Raw genomic sequence first — 20,323 nt, 5'->3', positions numbered from 1 at the left:
GAGCCATTCACCCCAACCTCAACAAGGATCATCCTCCATGAACAAGTCCATTCGCACCCTGCCCATTGCAGCGGCCCTGGCGGTCGCTTTCATTGGTGTTTCGGCTTTCGCACAAGACACTGCCAAAAAACTGGAAAAGGAAGGCGAAAAAGCCTGGGATGCCACCAAGACTGACACCAAGAAGGCCGTGGATGCGACCGGCAAGGCAGTCGACAAAGCGGCGACCGGCGCCGCATCAGAAACGCGCAAGGCTGGCGACAAGATCGGCGAGAAGATCCCGGGCACCACTCAGAACGAAGCCGTCAAGAAAGAGCCTGCCAAGCCCTGATTCGCGCGCCGTATCGGAATAAATGGGGCGAAGACGCCATGCGCTTCGGTCGCACGTCAACGCCTTGAGCGCACCGAGCATGAATTCCGTGGTTGATCTGCGTCAACTGCCAAAGAACCTTGCTGCCGCCCAATTCGCGATGAACAAGGCATGGGCGAGGTGATCGATGAACCGGGTATGGGCCTTGGCGCGCGTACTCGGCACGAACGTGGGCTTGTGCTTCCCGAGAGAGGAAACGAGAATGAATCGCACGAACAAGCTGAGGCCGATACTGCTTGGCGTTGTGCTGGGGCTGCTCGGAGGGGCGGCACTTGCACAAGACAAGAAACCCAACATTGTCGTCATGCTCGCGGACAACCTCGGCTATGGCGAGCTGGGCGCCTACGGCGGCGGCATCCTGCGTGGCGCGCCCACCCCGCGCATCGACAAGCTCGCTGGCGAAGGCATGCGGCTGCTCAACTTCAATGTCGAGGCCCAGTGCACGCCATCGCGGTCCGCGCTGATGACGGGCCGGTTCTCGATCCGGTCGGGGACATACGAAGTTCCTATTGGCGGCGTCCCGGACGGGTTGACGCAATGGGAGACCACCATCGCGGAGCTGTTGTCGGCGCGCGGCTATGCAACGGGGATGTGGGGCAAATGGCATCTCGGCAGCGCCGAAGACCGGTTTCCCACCCATCAGGGATTCGACGAGTGGTACGGCATCCCGCGCACTTACGACGAGGCAATGTGGCTGTCGGAGAACAACACGGCGGGGATGTGGCCCTCGCTCGGCAACAAGCAGGGCTGGAACGCGAAGGTCGTCCACCCGGAGCACATCTATGAGGCGCGCAAGGGCGAAAAGGCGCGGCAGATCGCAGAATTGAACGTCGACCGTCGACGGACCATGGAAGCGGAGATCACAAGCCGCGCTGTCGAGTTCATCAAACGCAACGCGAAGGCGGACAAGCCATTCTTTGCCTACATCCCCTTCTCGCTGGTTCACATGCCGACGCTGCCCAATCCGGAATTCGCCGGCAGGACCGGTAACGGCGATTGGGCAGATTCGCTTGCGGAGATGGACCACCGCACCGGCCAGATTCTCGACGCCATCAAAGAGGCCGGCATCGAAGACAACACGTTGGTCATCTTCACCAGCGACAACGGCCCGGAAGCCACCGATCCGTGGCAGGGCGCGAACGGGCCGTGGCGGGGCACATACTTCACGGCGATGGAAGGTGGAATACGCACACCGTTCATGATCCGCTGGCCGGGCAAGGTGCCCGCGGGGCGCGTCAACAACGAGATCGTTCATATCGTGGACCTGTTCACGACCCTGGCGCGCGTGGGCGGAGCGCAAGTCCCGAAGGATCGTCCGATCGATGGCGTGGATCAGTTGGATTTCTTTCTCGGAAAACAGGAATCGTCCAACCGCGAGGGCTTTCCTGCCTATGTGGCGGACCGGCTGTCCGCCGTCAAGTGGAGGAACTGGAAGGTGCACTTCATCTGGCAGGAGACCATGTACGACCCACCGAAAACGCTTCCGTTGCCGAAGGTCGTCAATCTCTTGACCGACATGAAGGAGGAGCGCGACATGGCGGCCAAGTCCTCCTGGGTCGTCGACCCGGCAGTGCGAATTGTCGGTGAGTTCGAGGCCAGCCTGAAGAAGTATCCGCCGATCAAGCTCGGCACGCCCGACCCGTATGTCCCACCGAAATAGGCAAACTGGACCCGTATCGGCGCAAACGAGTCTCATGGGTGGTGCCACCTGGAAGCGGCAAGGAATGGGCAAGAAGAGGCCATCGCGCACCTCGCGGCTGCGATTGCTCGCAGTCGGCTGCGCTGGTGCCGCGTTGACCCTCGCATCGAACGCGGCATTGGCCGACGAAGGTGGGGTCCCGTTCTGGTTCTCGGGCCAGTTCGCGAGCCTCGCCGCCGTGCCTGCGACGCCCGGATGGTCGCTGATAACGATGCCGTACTACTACAACGGCACCGCCAACGCGACGGTTCAGCGAGGCGAGAGCATCAACGTGGGCCTCAAGTCGCACGGACCGTTGCTGCTGTTCCAGCCCGGCTATGCGGCGGAGACAAATATTCTTGAGGGCCAGCCCTATGTCGGTCTTAGCTGGGGACCCGGCAGCAATCGTACTGCCGCGGACATTACGCTGTCGCAACCCACTGTCGAGCGCATGCGTAGCGACTCGGTCACTGGTGGCACCGATTTGTACCCCTACGCAAGTCTGTCTTGGGCGAAGGACAACGATAACTGGATGGTTTATGTGAGCGGCGACATTCCGGTTGGTGCGTACCAGTCGAGTCGGCTCTCGAATCTTGGCTTCGGACATGGCGCCATCGACGCCGGTGGCGGCTACACGTACCTCAACGATAAGACTGGGCTGGAGTTCTCCGCCGTCGCAGGCCTCACATACAACTGGGAGAACACGCATACCAACTACAAGAACGGCGTCGATTCCCATCTCGACTGGGCCGTCTCCCATTTCCTGTCGGAGAACTGGCAGGTCGGCGTTGCGGGGTATGTGTATTACCAGTTGACCGGCGACAGCGGAAGTGGCGACAAGGTGGGCGCGTTCAAGTCGCGCATCGCCTCGGTCGGCCCCGAGGTTGGATACGCGTTCAAATTTAACGGTCATCCCGCCTACTTCAACCTTCGTGGTTACTGGGAGTTCTGGGCACAGAACCGGGTTGAAGGCTATGCGCTCTTTGCGACGCTCAGCATTCCGATTGGCAGTCATGGCAAGTAGCAGGACGAGAAGTCTACTGTTCCAGAAAACTATCGCGTCCATTGGCACAACGGAGTGCGAGGCGATTGCGTGCGGGATCGGCGAGAAGATCCCGGGCACGACGCAGAATGAAGCCGTCAAGAAAGAGCCTGCCAAGCCCTGATTCGCGCACGGTAGGGCGGAAACGCCATGCGCTCCGAGCGCTCGTCAACGCTTTGGGCTCACCGAGCATGAACGCCCGGGATTGATAATTATCAAATTCGGAAGAACCATCCTGCCACCACAATCCAGGATGGACAAGGCATGGGCGAGGTGATCGATGAACTGGGTGCGAGCCGTGGTGCGCGCACTCGGCACGATCGTGGGCTTGTGCCTTACCGCCGCATCGGCGTACGCGGCAGGCGAGGAAGCGCGGGTCCTGATCCTCAACGGCGTGGACCCCTATCTTCCGGCCTATATCGCCATCAACCGCGCGATGCGCGAGACGCTTGCCGATCAATCCGCCAGGCGGGTCGTCCTTTTCTCTGAGCCGCTCGACGCCCAGCGTTTCCCTGTAGAGCCTCTGGAGTCGGAGTACCGCGCTCTTTTCGGAAAGAAGTACGGGGCGCTACGCATTGATGTTGTCGTGGCCGTGACTCAACCGGCGCTCGACTTCTTCAATCGAAACGGGAAGCAGCTGTGGCCTGGCGCCCGCCTCGTGTTCCATAGTGTTTCGCGGCGAGACATCGACCCTGCCACGGTTCCGGCCCAGGCAACCGGGGTCACGACACGCGAAGATCTCGGCGGCACCATCGACCTTGCCCGGCGCCTGCAACCTGGCGCGCACCGGATCGTCGTCATTTCGGGCGCGTCGGAATTCGACAGGCGATTGGAGAGGGACGCTCGCGACATGCTGGCGACAAAAGCCGGGGCTTTGGCCGTGGACTACGTTTCGGGCTGGTCGCTGCCGGAACTGTTGCTCCGAGTGGCGGCGGAGCCGAAAGATTCGATCGTCTTCTATCTGACGCAGTTTCGAGATCGCGACGGCCGACCCTACACGCCGCGAGAAGTGCTGCGGGCGGTCAGCGATGCATCGGCAGCTCCCGTGTACGCGCTCTTCGAGACGATGATGGGCTTCGGCGCCGCGGCCGGCAGCACGGAGTCGTATCAGGACACCGGGCGACTCGTCGGCAAGCAGGTGCTCTCGGCGCTGGCGGGCAAAGCTCCCGACCCCGGCGACATCGTGCTTGAAACGTCGAGCCGCTGCGTCGCGGACGCCCGTGCGCTGCAGCATTGGTCACTGGATAGGGATCGGCTGCCCGTCGGCTGCGAACTGCGGTTCGTTGATCGCCCGTATTGGCGCGTGCACGTCCCGGAGATCATTGCAGCAGGGGGCGTGGCGCTTGGACAGAGCTGGTTGATCGCGGCATTGCTCCTGCAGCGCCGCCGGCGTCGCGGGGCGGAATCCGAATCGCTGAAGCGACTTTCAGAAATGGCGCACATGAATCGACGCGTGGCGCTGGGCGAGATGTCCGCATCGATCGCCCATGAGCTCAATCAGCCGCTCGGCGCCATTCGCAACAATGTCGGGGCGGCGGAAATGATGCTCAAAGCCGAGCCGCCCAAGCTGATGCAAGTGGCGGAGATTCTGGCCGACATCAAGCGAGACGACCAGCGCGCCAGCGATGTCATTGCGCGCATCCGCAAGATGTTGAGCAAGTCCGCGTTCGAAGTCAGGGACATGGATTTGAACGAGGCTGTCGATGACACCGCGAAACTGCTGGCAGAGGAAGCGGCCGTCAAGAGCGTGGGCCTCAAGCTCCACCTGGAAGCCGGCCTGCCGCTCGTGAGCGGCGATCGAGTCCAACTGCAGCAAGTCATCATGAATCTCGCGCTCAACGCGATGGAAGCCATGCAGGAGCGGCCTGCGGCGCAGCGAACGCTGGAGATTCGAAGCCGGCGCAACGATCGCAGGGAGGCCGAAGTCTCAGTCACCGATTCCGGCCCGGGTATCGCTCCCGCGCTGCTCCCGCACATCTTCGACGCCTTCGTCACGTCCAGGCCCACCGGAATGGGCCTGGGGTTGGCGATCTCTCGCACGATCGTCGAGGCACACGGTGGCCATATCACCGCGGAGCATGGCCCGACAGGCGGTGCAGTCATTCGGTTCACGGTGCCGTTCGCCGCGGTCTGACGCAAATGGCTCCCGCCACCGACACCGACACCGTGTACGTCATCGACGACGATGCATCCTGGCGCCAGTCGGTAGAGCGCCTGATGTCGGCCGCTGGATACCGTGTCGAGCTCTACGACTCCGCAGAGGTCTTCCTCAACGAAGGCTGCGTCAATGACGCTGGCTGCATTCTGCTCGACGTTCGCATGCCCGGACTGACCGGACTGCAACTCCAGCAACACCTCGCGGTGATGCGAAACGCGCTACCGATCGTTTTTGTATCCGGCCATGGCGACATCCCTCTCACGGTCGCTGCCATCAAGGCGGGCGCCGAGGATTTTCTGGCCAAACCGGTGGATACCGAGGTGCTTCTCGATACTGTCGCTCGCGCCGTCGCGCGTGGTCGCGACAGTCGAGGCGAGCGGGCGCAAATTGCCGCCCTGCGCTGCCGCATCGATGCGCTGACCCTGACCGAACGCAAGGTCTTCGACCTGGTCGTTCTCGGCAGGCTGAACAAGCAAATCGCCGCCGATCTGGGCACTGTCGAGCGAACGATCAAGTGGCACCGGCACAACATGATGCAGAAGCTGCGACTTCAGTCGGTGGCGGAACTTGTTTCGCTGGCCGAGCGCCTTGGACTGATCGACCCGCACGACCCGCGAGCCCGTCTGTCCGAGTAGGTGACCGCCGAGCAGCGCGCCTTGCCGTCGTTCGCGCCTCGCCTCGTCTCAACCCCATTGCTCGACGCCTGATCACACGGGACGCGATACCTGTCCTTTGGTGCGGGTCCGCACCAAAGGACAGTTTCAGCATGCATGGGCTGGGCGTACCGTTCGCCACAACCCCATCGCAGAGCGACTTCCTGTGAGGCTTCTTACTCAAACCCTGATCGCGACCCATGCCCGCAACAACATCAAGGGGTCTGGTCGCCATCGTCGACGACGACGACAGCATGCGCAGATCGCTTGAGCGCTTGCTGCAGGCGAATGAATTTTCGACCGCTGCCTTCGCGAACGCGGAGGATTTTCTCGACAGTGCAAGTGGCGACAGCGCCATTGCACTTGTCCTCGACATCCATCTCGGGGGCATGTCGGGCATTGAACTTCGCCGCCATCTGCTCGCTACACAGCCGACGTTGCCGGTCATCTTCATCACGGCCTATGACCATGAGGCGACACGTGCCCAGGCGCTTGCACTCGGCTGCATCGACTACCTGCAGAAGCCATTCGACGTTGATCGGCTCATGCGCGCGCTCGAACGAGGAAGGAGAGACTGACTGGTTGCTGGTCGCTGTTCACGATCCATTCCACATTGCCGGTGGCTGATCGCTGCGCTCAGGCGCACGGATGCCTCCTTTTTCAACGCTGAGGAGAAAAAAATGAAACTTGCCAGACGTTTTTCAATTGGCACCGCCACTTTGGCCGTCGCGCTTTGCGCGGCATCGCCCGCATTAGCCCAGAAGAGGCCCAACGTCGTCATGCTCATGACCGACGATACCGGATGGAACGACTTCGGCGCGTACACGGGCGGGGGGAAGGCCCTCGGCCACCCGACGCCGAACGTCGATCGCGTCGCCAAGGAAGGCGCGACGTTCACCAGCTGGTACGGCCAAGCCAGTTGCACGGCAGGTCGCGCTTCGTTCATGACCGGGCGCATCCCCATCCGCTCTGCGCTTTCTGTCGTCACCGTTCCCGGCGACCGGAATGGTCTCAGGAAGGAGACGCCGACGATCGCCGAATTCTTCAAGAAGAACGGCTACGGCACCTACTTCTCCGGCAAGTGGCATCTCGGTGACAAGCCCGAGTTCTACCCGATCGAGCACGGCTTCGACGAGATGAAGGAATTCGCCGCCTATTACCCGGGGGTCTACGCCTATAGCGATACGTCGCCCAATGCACACCCGTGGTTCCCGAAATACAACGCCGCCTACTGGAAGATGTATCAGAGCGCCGTCAATCTGTACGAATGGGAAGGCACGGCGGGCAAGCCGGCGATCAAGAAGGAAATGATCACGCTGGACAATCTGTCGGAGTTCGATGTGCGACAGGCCGATTCGGCAGTCGCATACATCAAGCAGCACGCCAAGGACAGCAAGCCCTTCTTCATGGACGTCAACTTCATGAAGATGCACCAGCCGACCAGCCCGGCCAAGGCGTTCCAGGGCAAGACGCACCTGGGCAACTACTCGGACTCGATGATGGAACTGGATGCCAACATCGGCCGAATCATGGATGCCATTCGTGCCGAGGCACCTGACACGATCGTCATCATCACCGCCGACAACGGCGCCTGGCAAGACGCCTGGCCCGACGCCGGTACCCATCCGTACCGTGGCGAAAAGGGGTCCCCGTTCGAGGCCGGCTGGCGCGTGCCCGGAATCATGTGGTCACCGGGAAGAATCCCCGCCGGACTCACCCTGACCGAAATGATGTCGCACATCGATTGCTGGTCGACGCTTTCGGCGATGGCCGGCATCACGCCGCCGCCTCCTGGCGAGATGAAGGACAACAACGGCAAGGCCATCTACTTCGACAGCATCGACAACAGCGCCTACGTCACGGGCAAGGCGGAGCATTCGGCGCGGGCCTCATGGATCTATATCGACGGAGAAACCTTCCAGGGGGCCCGCGCGGACGTGGGTGATGATCCGGAAGCTCCGTGGATCAGGATCGCATGGAAGTCGCTCTTCACGTCCAAGGACACCTGGCTGGGCCCGGAGCTCAACCTCGGCGCCATCGGCTCGACCTACAACCTCACCATGGACCCGTTCGAGAAGTACGACATGACCTTCAACGGCGCCGTCGCGACGCGCAACCCGACGTCATCACCGGGCCGCTATTCAGGCATGGACAACGGATGGGCCATTTCGCTGATGGACGTGCCGCTCACGGAATTCAACAAGTCGATCATCAAGTATCCGAGCATCAAGCGATACCCGGGCGGAGCCTCGAACGACCTGTTGCCGAACCTGCAGCACCCCGAGAACCCGGTGCCCGCGATGGACGCGAACATGCCTACGACCATTAGGGCGCATTAACCGTTGGAAGGTGACAGGATCGGACTTGTTGCGCGTGCCCGGGGGGGCCCCGGGCGCCCGTCTCAGAAATCTTGTTGAGGCTGACGAAGCGCGGCGGATGGCCTCACTCGATGCCGACCGCGCAACGCCACTCTCGAATTGGAGGCTGCTATGGCCAAGGTGTCGAAAGAGTCTACAAGGGCGTCACCATCCAAGCCTGAGCCGGTCGTTGATGAGGTCTCGCCACGACTGTCCAAGACCGATCGTCATGCGATGGGCAAGGGCCTGCGCGACAAGTGCCCGCGCGAATCCCATGCCGCCTGGACACCGTTCATCGGTCGTCCGGACCCGCTCGGGTTGCTGCAGCAATCGAACGAGGGGCGCATTCCGGCGCTGATCCCGATTCGGTTTGGGCGCATGGTGCGCACACCATTCACCTTCTACCGGGGCGCCGCGCTCGGCATGGCGGCCGACCTGGCCGCGACGCCGGCCACGGGCCTTCGCGTGCAGGCATGCGGTGACTGCCATCTGATGAATTTCGGCGCCTTCGCCACACCCGAACGGCAAATGATCTTCGACGTCAACGACATGGACGAGACGCTTGCCGCACCCTGGGAGTGGGACGTCAAGCGACTGGCCGCGAGCTTCGTGCTGGCCTGTCGGAACAACCACTTCAGTGAGAATGCGGCGCGCGACGCCGTGCTGGCCTGTGCCCGGTCCTATCGGGAGCGCATGGCCGAGTACAGCCGGATGTCGGTCATCGAGGTCTGGTACTCCCGCGTCGACATCGAGAAGACGCTGGCGGCGATCAAGGACGACGAGGCTCGCAAGCGTTTGAACAAGCGCATCGCCGCAGCGCGCGAACGAAGCGTGCTGGAGCACGACTTTCCCAAACTCGCCGCAATGGCCGGCAAGACGCCGAGAATCAAGGACAACCCGCCCCTGATCTACCACCCGGGGGACGAAGGCGAGCAGTCCTTGCTCGAACGCACGCGGGGGGCCTTCGCCGCCTATCGGGAATCGATGCAGGAAGACCGCCGCACGCTCATCGATCACTATGACCTCAAGGACGCCGCGATCAAGGTGGTGGGCGTCGGCAGCGTAGGCAGCTTTTGCGCGGTGATGCTCTTGATGGCGGATGAAAGTGACCCGCTGTTTCTCCAGGTCAAGGAGGCGCGCGCATCGATTCTCGAAGCCTACGCCGGCAAAGGCCCGCACGCCAACCACGGCCAGCGGGTCGTGAACGGGTATCGACTCATCCAGGCGGCGAGCGACATCTTCCTCGGATGGACGAAGGGCTCGCTGGGCCGGCATTTCTATGTCCGCCAGCTGCGGGACATGAAGCTGAGTGCATTGGTCGACATATTCACGCCCAGCGTGATGAGCGACTATGCAACCCTTTGCGGCTGGACGCTGGCGCGTGCCCATGCCCGCTCCGGCGACCCGACGCTGATCAGTGGCTACCTGGGAAAGAGCGACATATTCGACAAGGCCATCGCCAAGTTCGCCGCCATCTATGCAGACCAGAGCGAGGGCGATCACGAGGTCTTGCGGAAGGCAGTTCAGGCGGGAGAGGTCGACGTGGTCATGGAGTCTGAATAGCTCGCCGCCGTTCAGATCTGGCGTCGCGACTCCTGCCGTCTTCGCGGGGCAGCCACCGGCAGGCCAGCAGCGCCAGGACAACGGCCCCGGCCGCGCAGCCGAACACGGGCTGCAGTCCGTGGCCCAGTGCGTCCAGGGGCGACAGCGCTGCCTTCATGCGATGCGCCAGCAGCACGGCCAGAAGCGCCACGCCGGACGCTCCGCCGAGGCTGCGCAGCATGATCGGCGCCGCCGTCGCGATGCCCATGTGCTGTGCGGGCGAGACGCGCTGCGCCACCACGGTGACGATCGGAAAGAGCAGCCCCAGCCCCAGGCCCAGCGGCAGCACGCCGGCCGACAGCGCCAGCGCCTGATGCGGCAGCCAGCGCAGCATGGCGACCATGCTGCCGAAAGACAGCAGCATCAGCAGGCAGGCCGCGCGCGCCAGGACGGCGGCCGGCGTCTGCGCGCGCAGCAGCTTGCCGCTGGCCACGGCCGCGATCGTGATGCCTGCCATCAGGGGCAGCAAATGCCAGGCCGAGCCCGTGGGCGACAGGTGCAAGCCGACTTGCAGGTACTGCGGCAGGAACACCACCGCGGTGTAGAGCGCGATTCCGGTCGTCAGCCCGATGAAGCTCACTGCCGCATAGGCCGGCCGGGCGAACAGCGACAGCGGCAGCAAGGGATGCGCGGCACGGCGCTGCCGCCACAGGAAGCCCAGCGCGAAGGTGGCGCCGAGCGCCAGCAGCAGCCAGAGCGAGACGCGCTCGGGCAGGTTCAGCTTCCCGTGCTGCGTGGCCAGCAGCAGGCTGACGAGCGCGGTCGTGAGCAGCACGGCGCCGAGCCAGTCGATGCGAGGACGCGGGCCCTGCTGCGCCGACGCCGGCTTCGACGGCAAGGTCAGGGCCAGCACGCTCCAGGCCAATGCCGCCAGCGGGACGTTCAGCCAGAAAGCCCAGTGCCACGACAGATGCTGCACCAGTGCACCGCCCAGCAGCGGCCCGAGCAGCGTCGACACGCCATACGCCGCACCCAGCAGGGCCTGGTAGCGCCCGCGCTGCTCGGGGGCGAACAGGTCGCGCACCGTCAGCATGGTCAAGGTCATCAGGCCGCCTCCGCCCGCCCCCTGCAGCGCCCGCGCGAGCACCAACTGGCGCACGTCCTGGCTCGCTCCGCAGGCCAGCGAACCCAGCAGGAACAGGCCGATCGCCAGCAGCAGCATCGGCTTCTTGCCCAGCACGTCGGCCAGCCGGCCGTACAACAGGATGACCACGGTGGCGGCCAGCAGGTAGGCGGAGAACGCCCACGCCAACGGCCATGCGCCGACGAGTTCATGCGCCATCACGGGCAGCGCCGTCGACAGGATGGTCTGGTCCAGTGCGGCCAGGACCAGCGTCAGCGCGAGCATGGCGAAGGGCAGCAGCGGGGGCGATTCATTGGGGCTTTTCAAGGGAAGTGCTTTCGACCGGGGCAAGGGGCGCCAGTGTCGGCAGCGGTATGGATTTTGTACAGTGCAATGAATTGAACATATGATTTCGCGTGACGAAAACATACGACCTCAATCTGCTGACCGCGCTCGACGCCCTCCTCGGCACCGGCAGCGTGACGGCCGCCGCCACGCGCATGCACMTGAGCACGCCCGCCATGAGCCACACCCTGGCGCGCATCCGCGAAGCCTTCGGCGACCCGATCCTGGTACGGGCGGGCCGCAAGCTCGTGCCCACGCCGCGCGCGCTGGCACTGGTGGAGCCGGTGCGCGCGCTGCTGGCCCAGGCGCAGGCGCTGCGCGCACCGGTCGATGCGCAAGGCCTGGCGGCGGTCAAACGGCGCTTCGTCGTTCGGGCACCCGAGGGGATCGCGGTGGTGTTCGGGGCCAGCCTGTCGCGCGCACTGGAGATCGACATGCCGCTGGCCACCTTGCAGTTCCTGCCTGAAACGCACGTCGACCCCGGCGCCTTGCGCGAAGGGCGGCTCGACCTCGACGTCGGCAGCTTCCGGAGCACCGACCCCGAGACCGAGACCCAGGTGCTGTCGCAGCAGACGCTGGTGGGAGCGGTTCGCACCGGTCACCCGTTGCTGAAGCCGGGCAAGAAGAAGAACCCCATGACGGCGCAACGCTTTGCCGCCGCGCGCCATGTCGGCGTCACGCCGCGTTCGGGCGAAGTCTCCGCAGTCGACACAGCCCTGGAGCAACTCGGGCTCGAACGGCACGTGGCGCTGCTCGTGCCCAGTTCCTTCTCTGCGCTGATCGCCGCCTCGCGCACGGACCTCGTGGCCAGCGTGTCCGAGCGCACGGCGCGCGGGATGGCGGCCTCGCTCGGACTGCAGGTGTTCGAGTTGCCGGTCTCCGTGCCGTCCGAGACCATGCGCATGGCCTGGCACCCGCGTCAGGGCGCCGACCCCGCGCATCAATGGCTGCGCGAGCGCATGCAGCGGGTGCTCAATGAACCGCGCTGGATCGTTCCGTCGGTCGCATCGCTGGCGACGGGAGCGAAGAAGGGCGTCGTTTGAGCGACCTTCGGTGATGCCGCCAGAGAGAATCAGCGTGCCGGCCGGGATCAAAGAACACCGCGCAGCCGACGGCCGCGCGATCGGGAGGGAAAAGGGGCGCGCCTCAGTGCGCCGCGTAGTCGACCTGGTGCCGCGCGATGCGCAGGTCGCCGATCTCCTCGCGCACGCGCAGGTGCGCGGGGTGCGTGGCGTAAGAGGCGAGTGATTCCTGGCTGTCGAACTCGCTGTACAGCACGAGGTCGCAGGCGTAGTCGGCATGGCTCAGGTCGACGCCGACTTCCAGGTGCAGCAGCCCCGGGATCTGGCCGCGCAGGCCCTCGAACTTGCCTCGGACCAGGTGGATGGCGCGGGCCTTCTCCTCGGCGGAGTCGCCGCGCAGGTTCCACATGACGATGTGCTTGAAGGTCATGGGTCGGACTCAGGCCGCGGGTGGGAAGCCGGCCTTCTGCGGCCACAGGTTCACGAAGGGCCGCACCGAGGCGCTCTGGTAGACGCCGGCTCGCGTGAAGGGCTCGTCGGCCTGCCAGCGCTCGGCTGCGGCGCGGTCGGAGAAGTCGATGGCCAGCAGGCTGCCGATCATGGTCTGGCCGTCGTCGCTGGTCAGCGGGCCGGCGAAGGCGATGCGGTCGGCCACCGCGGCGAGGTAGGCCTTGTGCTCGGGCCGCACGCGCAGGCGCAGTTCGCCGGCATCGGCACGGTCCAGGAGATGGAAAACGAAAATCACGGGAGTGCTCCGAAGAGGATGGATGAAGGGCGCACGGCTCGCCGCAGCGGGCCGCGCGCCGCGGGCTCACTTCTTGGCGATGGCGTCTTCCCACTTGGGGCAAGTGCGTGACTCGACGGGCGTCTCGTACTGCGCCACGTTGTCCTTGGCGATCACGGTCGCAGGGAAGACCACGTCCTTCTCGACCGGCAGCTTGCGCAGTTCGCGGATGGTGGTCATGGTCGACACGCAGCCCTGCAGGAAGCCGTTGTAATCGCCCGATGCGAGCATCTTGCCGGCCTTGATCGCGTCGATGGCTTCGTTGGTGCCGTTGATGCCCACCACCAGCGCCTTGCGGCCCGCGCCGTCGAGCGCCTCGATCACGCCCGAGGCCATGGCGTCGTTGGCGGCGAACACGCCGTCGATCTTGGGCTGCGACTGCATCAGGTTCTCCATCACCTGCAGCGCCTGCAGGCGCTGGTAGTTGCCCGGCTGCGAGGCCACCACCTTGACGCCCGGCGAGGCCTTGACGGCGTCGTTGAAGCCGCGCACGCGGTCGATGCTGGTGAGCGAGCCCTTCACGCCTTCGAGCACCACGAGGTTGCCCGTGCCTCCCATGGCCTTGATCAGGTACTTGCCGGTCTCCAACCCCAGCTGGTAGTCACTGGCGCCAACGAAGGCGATGAAGTTGCCGGTCTCGCTGCGGTCGGTCACGTTGACGACGGGGATCTTGGCCGCGTTGATCTTGCCGACGGCCGGGCCCATGGCCTTGTAGTCGACCGGCGTGAACACGATCGCGTCGGGCTTCTTGACGATCACGTCCTCGACCTGGCTCATCTGCTCGGGGATGCTGTCGGGTTTGGTCGGCACGTAATGCGTGACCTTCGCATTGAGCTGCTTGGCGGCCGAGTCGGCGCCCAGGCGCACGGCCTGGAAGAAGGGGTTGGTCTGGTTCTTGGTGAACACCGCGATGCGTTCACCGCTCTGAGCCTGCGCCAGCGAGGCGCCGCCCAGGACGAGGGCCAGCAGGGCGAGCCGGTGGGTTGCCTTTATCTTCATTTTCTGTCTCCTTTGCGAGTGAGGTTGTCGAGAAATACCGCCAGTACGACGATCACGCCCGTGACCACGGGTTGCCAGTTCGAGCTGATCGCCAAGAGGTTCATCCCGTTGAGCACCAGGGTCAGGATCAGCGCGCCGACCAGCGTGCCGAAGACCGAGCCGACGCCGCCGAACAGCGAGGTGCCGCCGATCAGCACGGCCGCGATAGCCGGCAGGGTGAGTGCTTCGCCGATGTCGCCTTCGGCCGAGTTGAGCCGTGCGAGGAAGATCAGGCTGGCGAGCCCGGCCATCGCGCCGCTCACGGCGTAGACCAGCACCAGGCGGCTCTTCACCGGCACGCCCGAGAGGCGCGCGGCCTCGGGGTTGGCGCCCACGGCGTAGATCTCCTGGCCCCAGCGCGTGCGCTGTGCAAATGCCACGCCGACGAACAGGAAGGCCACCATCAGGTAGACCGGGATCGGGATGCCCAGCCAGTGGCCGCTGCCGACGGCGCGGAAGGCCGCGGGGAAGCCGTGGATGGTCTCGCCCTTCATGAACCAGTAGGTCACGCCGTGCAGGATCCAGAGCATCCCGTAGGTCGCGATGAAGGGCGGAAGCCGCAGCAGCGTGATCATCGTGCCGTTGGCGATGCCGATCAGCAGGCCGCAGCCGAGCCCGGCGAACACGGCCAGCGTGATCGAGCCCGTGGCCTTCATCAGCGTCGCGGCCAGGCAGGCGCTCATTGCGACGTTCGCACCCACCGAGAGGTCGAGACCCGCGGTGAGGATCACCAGCGTCACGCCCGAGGCCAGCAGGAACAGCAGCGCCGCCTGCCGCAGCACGTTGACGATGTTGGTCGTGGTGAGGAAGGCGTCGCTCGCGAGGCTCAGCGCCAGGCAGAGCAGTCCGAGCGCCAGCAGCCGGAAGGCCACGCTGCGCACCGGATCCGGCAGCGATTGCCACAGGCCTTGCAGGCCCTGCGCGCCCTGTGCCGAAGCCGCGGTGTTCGAGGGAAGGGAGGGGGTCTTCATCACAGTGCTCACGATTGCTTCCCGCGGAACGCGTCGATCATCAACGCGAGGATGACGAGCAGGCCGATGGCCGACACCTGCACCGCCGAGCTCACGCCCAGCAGGTTGAGCCCGTTGCGCAGGACCCCCACCGCCAGCACACCGATCAGGGTGCCGAGCAGCCAGCCCTTGCCCTTTTCGAACGAGGTGCCACCGACCGCGACCGCGGCGATGGCGTCGAACTCCATGCCCAGCGCGGCGGTGGGATGGCCCGAGCTGATGCGCGCCGTCAGCAGCAGCGCCGCCAGGCCGGCCATGAGGCCGCCGACGACGTACACCGCCACCAGGTAGAGGCGCGTGCGCACGCCGGCCAGCGTCAGCGCCTCTCGGTTGCCGCCGAGCGCGAAGACGTTGGCGCCGAAGCGCGTGTGATACAGCACCACATGGAACACCGCGTAGGCGATGCCGGCAATCCAGATGGGCGCGGGCACACCGAGGAAGGCGCCGCCGTAGAACATCTGCACCGAGGCCGGGATGCCGACAACGCTCTGGCCGTCGGTCACTACCAGCGCCAGGCCCTGCGCCGCACCCAGCGTGCCCAGCGTCGCGACGAAGGGCGGGATGCCCAGGCGCGAGACCAGCGTGCCGTTGACCAAGCCGAAGGCCAGGCCCACGCCCAGTGCGGCCAGCAGCGCGAGGCTCACTCCGCCGGCGTTGACCGCCACCGTGGCCAGCACCACGTTGGCTAGCGTCAGCACCGCGCCCATCGAGAGGTCCAGGCCCTCGGTCATGATGATCAGCGTCATCGGCAGTGCGAGCAGCAGCAGGATGGTCGACTGCACCGCGACGTTGACCAGGTTGGCCACGTCGAGGAAGTTCTCGGTCGAGAACGCAAAGACCGCGCACAGGATGATCAGCATCATCAGTGCGCCACTGGCGCTGCCGGCGTGCTTCAGCCGCGCGATCAGCTTGCCGACGCCCTCGATGGGCTCGGCGCGCACGGTCATCTCATGCATGGTGCATCCCCAATGTCAGAATCGCTTCTTCGCTCATGGCGTCGCGGGCGAGTTCGCCGGCCACGCGCCCTTCGCGCATCACGTAGGTGCGGTCGCAGACGTTGACGATCTCGGAGAGCTCCGAGGAAATCATCAGCACCGCCGCACCCTTCTTCACCAGCCCGTCGATCAGGCTGAAGATCTCGGCCTTGGCGCCCACGTCGATGCCGCGCGTGGGCTCGTCGAAGATGAAGAGCCGCGCCTCGGCGCTGAGCCACTTGCCGATCACCACCTTCTGCTGGTTGCCGCCCGAGAGCACGCCCACGCGGCGGTCCGGCCCGGGCGTGGCGATGCGCAGCCGCGCGATCAGCTCGCGTGCCTGAGCCGCCGCCTTCGACGGCGAGAACAGGCCGCTCGGGAACAGCCTTGGCAGGCTCGCGAGCACCAGGTTCTCGCCCACCGAGCGGATCAGCGCCAGGCCCTGCGCCTTGCGGCTTTCGGGGATCAGCGCGGCGCCGAGCCGGCGTGCGTGCGTGGGGCCGCCGGTCTGGGGCCGGCCGAAGATCTCGATGCTGCCGGACGCGGTCGCGTCGGCGCCGAAGATGGCGCGCGCGACCTCGGTGCGGCCCGAGCCCACCAGCCCGGCCAGCCCGACGATCTCGCCGGCGCGCACGTTGAGGCTCACGTCCTGGATGCCCGAGCGCGCGCTCACGCCCTGCAGGCGCAGCGCCATCTCGCCGGGCTCGGTGCAGTAGGTGCGGCTGTACGACATGTCGACCTTGCGGCCGACCATCAGGCTCACCAGCTCGTCGGGCGCTGTCTCGCCGGGCATGCGAAAGCCCACCTTCTTGCCGTCGCGCAGCACGGTGATGCGGTCGCCCATCGAGAAGACCTCGGCCATGCGGTGGCTGATGTAGACCATCGCCACGCCCTGGCGCTTGAGCGTCTCGATCATCGCGAACAGCTTCTCGGTCTCGTTGTCCGAGAGCGCGGCCGTGGGCTCGTCGAGCACCACGATGCGCGCTTTCTGCGACAGCGCCTTGGCGATCTCGACCATCTGCTGCTGCGCCACGCCCAGCGTCGCGACCACGGTGTTGGGGTCGAGCGTCATGCCGAGCTGGTCCATGATCGCCTGCGCCTCGCGCCGCATGCGCGCATGGTCGACCAGGCCGGGCAGCCGGCTCTTGGGCTCGCGGCCGAGGAAGATGTTCTGCGCCACGCTGAGATAGGGCACCAGCGTGAACTCCTGGAAGATCACCGCGATGCCCAGGCGCTGCGCATCGGCCGGGCCGCCGATCACGACCGGTGCGCCCTGGTAGAAGAATTCGCCCGCGTCGGCGGTGTGCGCGCCGCACAGCACTTTCATGAGCGTCGATTTGCCGGCGCCGTTCTCGCCGAGCAACATGTGCACTTCGCCGCAGTGCAGCTCGAAGGACACGTCGTCCAGCGCCTGCACGCCGGTGAAGCGCTTGCTGATGCCGCGCAGTTCCAGGATCGGGACGCGCGGCGTGGCCGGCGCCGCGGGATCGTGTGGGGTGGTCATGCAGTCTCCGTTCTTGTGTGAGAGGTGGGGCGCGCCGGCTGCCAGCCCACGCCGGCGGCCAGGCGCTGCCCCGATGCGCGCAGCGCGGGCAGCCAGGCCTCAGGGTCCATCGGCCGGCCCGCGTCGTCGACCAGCATGCCGTGCCGCTTGCGCCACCGGCCCGCGACCATGACCGAGTCGATGTTGGCGAGGCTGGCCTGCATCAGCACGGTGCTGACCGGGTCGTGCACCGGCTGCATGTTGGGCAGCCGCGCATCGATGAGGATCAGGTCGGCCTGCTTGCCGGGCGTGAGCGAGCCGATGCGGTCTTGCTGGCCCAGCATGCGGGCGCCTTCCACAGTGACCCAGCGAAGTGCTTCATACGTTTGCAGCGTGGTGGTCGGCGGGATCACGGGGCCGTCGGCTGCAGCCGCGGCGCGGAAGGCCGCGTTGTCGAGCGCGCGCTGGTGCACGAGCGCGATGCGCGCGGCGGTCAGCATCTCGCCCGACAGGCCCGATTCGAGGTCGACGCCGATCGAGGGCGACACGCCGCGTTCACGCAGCCGCCCGACGATCGGGTGGCCGTGGCCCTGCGTCATCTCGTTCTCGGGCGTCAGCGAGAAGCTCATGCCCAGCGCGACGAAGCGGTCGAGCTGCGCATCGCTCAGGCCGTTGCCGTGCACGATGTTGATGTTCGGGCCGAGCAGGCCTTCGCGCTCGAGCACCGTCCAGCCTTCGGGTGCACGCGCGGCGCCGCCGCCCTGGTGCATCGAGGCGGTCAGCCCCAGCTCGCGGGCCAGCGCGAAGTCGGCCGCCGCGACCTCGAGCGTCGAGTAGTGCGGGCCCAACACCGCCATGCCCAGGCTCAGCAGGCCATCGGCCGCGAAACGCGGGTCAGCCTGCAGCCGCGTGATCTCGCTGCGCGGGTGCGCGACCTCCCAGAAAGGCGGCTCGCCGGGGCGCGGGTCGGGCTTGGGGCTGCCGTGGAAGAAGGCTGCGCGAATGCCGCTCTGCGCCAGCGCATCGACGGCCGCATCGGTGTGCGCGGGCGTCGGGTTGTTGTGGCACCAGTCGACCAGCGTGGTGGTGCCGGCATTCAACTGGTTGAGCGCGCCGGCATAGGTTCCGATGCGGACGTCCTCGGGCGTGAACAGCGTGCCCAGGCCCGCATGCATCCAGCGAAAATATTCCATCAGCGTCCAGTTGCTGGCCATGCCGCGCAACGCGGTCTGCCAGGTGTGCATGTGCGCATTGACCAGGCCGGGAAACACGATGAAGCCGCGGCCATCGATGACGGTGTCGGCTGCATCGGCCGGCGGCGCATCGTGCAGCGCGCCGACCGATGCGATGCGGCCGTCGACGATCTCGATACGGGCGTTCTCGATCACGCCCAGCGTGTCGTCCATCGACACGACCGTGGCGCCTGCGATGCGCGTGCGCGTGCGCATGCGCAGAGGCATCGGCGTGGACATCAGGCCGACGCCTCGCGTGCGGTGGTACCGGCGGCACGCGCTGCAGCGGGCGCAGCGACCGGGTTCAGCACGAAGCGGAAGTCCAGCGTGTAGAAGGGCACGGCGCTGCTGCCGCCGTCGGGCGTGGCGCCGGGTGCGTGTTCGATCCAGTCGGCGATCAGCGAGGAGCGCACGCCGAACACCGCGTCGGAGTCCAGGTAGCGGTCGCCGTTGCGGAACACGTGCGTGATGAGCCGCTCGAAGCCCGGCGCGGTGATCATGAAATGCAGGTGCGCGGGCCGCCACGGGTGGCGCCCCAGCGCCTCGAGCATCTTGCCGACCGGGCCATCGTGCGGGATCGGGTAGGCCTCGGCGCGGATGGTCTTGAAGTGGAAGTCACCGTTCGCGTCGGCGTTGAGCGTGGCGCGCGCGCGGAGCTCGTGCTCGCCGTTCTCGCGGGCGTACTGCACGTCGTAGTTGCCGGCCGCATCGGCCTGCCACACCTGCAGTTCGGCGTTGGGAATGGGCTGGCCGTCGGTGCCGACGATGCTGCCGCGCACGAAGCAGGGCTCGCCCTCGGCGCCGTTCGCGACGTCGCCGCCCAGCGGCACGTGCGGCGAGCCCTCGACGTGAAAGGGGCCGAAGACGGTGGCCTCGGTGCAGCCCTGCGGCTTCTTGTTGTTGAGCGCAGTCACCAGCATCGAGAGGCCCAGCGTGTCCGAGAGCAGGATGAATTCCTGCCGCACGTCGGTCGTGATGTGGCCCACGTCGGTCAGGAACTGGATGCCCTTGAACCACTCCTCTTCGGTCAATTCGACCTCGCGGGCGAAGGCATGGAGGTGCTGCACCAGGCTGGTCATGATGGCCTGGACGCGTGCGTCCTTGGCGTCGGCGTGCATCGCGATCACCGCACGCGTGATGTTGTCTTCGTTCAAATTTCGCATTGAAGTCCCCTTGTTCTGTGGCTGGTGCGAACTTTAGAAATCCTTGCGTTGCGCACCAAGTGGGCTTGGCGAAAACGTCATTTCCACGGAAAGGAAAAGGAAGGGTTTTCCCTTGTGTTGCGCCACCGCTCTGCGAAGGGGGGGGTGGCCATTGCTCGCAATGAGCAATGGCATCCCCGCATGATCGAGGCGACGCGGCTAACATGCGGCCTCTTTGAGAAGCGCTGCCGTCGTGTGCGGGGCGCCCCGCGCGAATCCGGCTGCATCGAGACAGCGGCTGCGGGAATGGAATGACTGTTGCAGCCAGCGGAAGCGTGCATCGCACGAAGCCGCGGGACTGCCAAATGATCTG

The 20,323-nt window shown here is 65.7% G+C and carries 18 protein-coding genes; 9 read left to right on the top strand and 9 right to left on the bottom strand.

Annotated features, from left to right (window positions below):
- The first annotated feature begins 37 nt into the window (after positions 1 to 37).
- The 8 genes from AC1DYD_RS24170 to AC1DYD_RS24135 all read left to right on the top strand — a co-directional run bounded on the left by AC1DYD_RS24170 (position 38) and on the right by AC1DYD_RS24135 (position 9,818).
- A complete protein-coding gene (locus tag AC1DYD_RS24170) occupies positions 38 to 328 on the top strand; it encodes a hypothetical protein (protein WP_478175291.1) in 291 nt (96 codons plus the stop codon).
- A gap of 241 nt (positions 329 to 569) precedes the next feature.
- Positions 570 to 2,027: an arylsulfatase gene (locus AC1DYD_RS24165; protein WP_478175290.1), complete on the top strand. Its 1,458-nt coding sequence runs from the start codon at positions 570 to 572 to the stop codon at positions 2,025 to 2,027.
- Positions 2,028 to 2,061: 34 nt separating this feature from the next.
- Positions 2,062 to 3,069, top strand: coding sequence for a SphA family protein (locus AC1DYD_RS24160; protein WP_478175289.1), 1,008 nt, complete (start codon positions 2,062 to 2,064; stop codon positions 3,067 to 3,069).
- Positions 3,070 to 3,367: 298 nt separating this feature from the next.
- Positions 3,368 to 5,221 carry a sensor histidine kinase gene (locus AC1DYD_RS24155; protein ID WP_478175288.1) on the top strand — a complete coding sequence of 618 codons (1,854 nt, stop codon included), beginning with the start codon at positions 3,368 to 3,370 and terminating at the stop codon, positions 5,219 to 5,221.
- A gap of 5 nt (positions 5,222 to 5,226) precedes the next feature.
- Positions 5,227 to 5,880, top strand: coding sequence for a response regulator transcription factor (locus tag AC1DYD_RS24150; protein ID WP_478175287.1), 654 nt, complete (start codon positions 5,227 to 5,229; stop codon positions 5,878 to 5,880).
- Positions 5,881 to 6,098: 218 nt separating this feature from the next.
- Positions 6,099 to 6,476 carry a response regulator gene (locus AC1DYD_RS24145; protein WP_478175286.1) on the top strand — a complete coding sequence of 126 codons (378 nt, stop codon included), beginning with the start codon at positions 6,099 to 6,101 and terminating at the stop codon, positions 6,474 to 6,476.
- Between the two features lie 201 nt (positions 6,477 to 6,677).
- Complete coding sequence (locus tag AC1DYD_RS24140; protein ID WP_478175285.1) at positions 6,678 to 8,237, top strand: arylsulfatase; 1,560 nt, start codon at positions 6,678 to 6,680, stop codon at positions 8,235 to 8,237.
- A 150-nt stretch (positions 8,238 to 8,387) separates the two neighbouring features.
- On the top strand, positions 8,388 to 9,818 hold the full coding sequence (locus AC1DYD_RS24135) for a DUF2252 domain-containing protein (protein ID WP_478175284.1): 1,431 nt from the start codon (positions 8,388 to 8,390) through the stop codon (positions 9,816 to 9,818).
- Here the strand turns inward: AC1DYD_RS24135 and AC1DYD_RS24130 are convergent.
- A complete protein-coding gene (locus AC1DYD_RS24130; RefSeq protein WP_478175283.1) occupies positions 9,802 to 11,247 on the bottom strand; it encodes an MFS transporter in 1,446 nt (481 codons plus the stop codon). The two genes, AC1DYD_RS24135 and AC1DYD_RS24130, sit on opposite strands and share 17 nt — an antisense overlap.
- 89 nt (positions 11,248 to 11,336) lie before the next feature.
- Here AC1DYD_RS24130 and AC1DYD_RS24125 point away from each other — a divergent pair, with 89 nt between their 5' ends.
- Complete coding sequence (locus tag AC1DYD_RS24125) at positions 11,337 to 12,308, top strand: LysR family transcriptional regulator (protein WP_478175282.1); 972 nt, start codon at positions 11,337 to 11,339, stop codon at positions 12,306 to 12,308.
- A 103-nt stretch (positions 12,309 to 12,411) separates the two neighbouring features.
- Here AC1DYD_RS24125 and AC1DYD_RS24120 read toward each other — a convergent pair whose 3' ends face one another.
- From AC1DYD_RS24120 to AC1DYD_RS24085, 8 genes are all read right to left on the bottom strand, one after another.
- Entirely contained in the window at positions 12,412 to 12,717 is a 306-nt protein-coding gene (locus AC1DYD_RS24120; RefSeq protein WP_478175281.1) for a Dabb family protein, read from the bottom strand.
- Positions 12,718 to 12,726: 9 nt separating this feature from the next.
- Positions 12,727 to 13,032: a YciI family protein gene (locus tag AC1DYD_RS24115; protein ID WP_478175280.1), complete on the bottom strand. Its 306-nt coding sequence runs from the start codon at positions 13,030 to 13,032 to the stop codon at positions 12,727 to 12,729.
- A gap of 66 nt (positions 13,033 to 13,098) precedes the next feature.
- Entirely contained in the window at positions 13,099 to 14,070 is a 972-nt protein-coding gene (locus AC1DYD_RS24110; RefSeq protein WP_478175279.1) for a sugar ABC transporter substrate-binding protein, read from the bottom strand.
- Positions 14,067 to 15,080, bottom strand: a complete 1,014-nt coding sequence (locus AC1DYD_RS24105) for an ABC transporter permease (protein WP_478175278.1) — start codon at positions 15,078 to 15,080, stop codon at positions 14,067 to 14,069. Before AC1DYD_RS24105 ends, AC1DYD_RS24110 begins: the two co-directional genes overlap by 4 nt.
- Positions 15,081 to 15,088: 8 nt before the next feature.
- Positions 15,089 to 16,075: an ABC transporter permease gene (locus tag AC1DYD_RS24100; protein WP_478175277.1), complete on the bottom strand. Its 987-nt coding sequence runs from the start codon at positions 16,073 to 16,075 to the stop codon at positions 15,089 to 15,091.
- Positions 16,068 to 17,597, bottom strand: a complete 1,530-nt coding sequence (locus tag AC1DYD_RS24095; protein WP_478175276.1) for a sugar ABC transporter ATP-binding protein — start codon at positions 17,595 to 17,597, stop codon at positions 16,068 to 16,070. Before AC1DYD_RS24095 ends, AC1DYD_RS24100 begins: the two co-directional genes overlap by 8 nt.
- Complete coding sequence (locus AC1DYD_RS24090) at positions 17,594 to 19,048, bottom strand: amidohydrolase family protein (RefSeq protein WP_478175275.1); 1,455 nt, start codon at positions 19,046 to 19,048, stop codon at positions 17,594 to 17,596. The genes AC1DYD_RS24095 and AC1DYD_RS24090 overlap by 4 nt, the downstream gene beginning before the upstream one ends.
- Entirely contained in the window at positions 19,048 to 19,971 is a 924-nt protein-coding gene (locus tag AC1DYD_RS24085) for an intradiol ring-cleavage dioxygenase (RefSeq protein WP_478175274.1), read from the bottom strand. Before AC1DYD_RS24085 ends, AC1DYD_RS24090 begins: the two co-directional genes overlap by 1 nt.
- Positions 19,972 to 20,323: the final 352 nt, after the last annotated feature.

This window comes from Variovorax sp. P4_B11, assembly GCF_056402355.1.
This window is presented reverse-complemented; position numbering and strand designations above follow the sequence as displayed.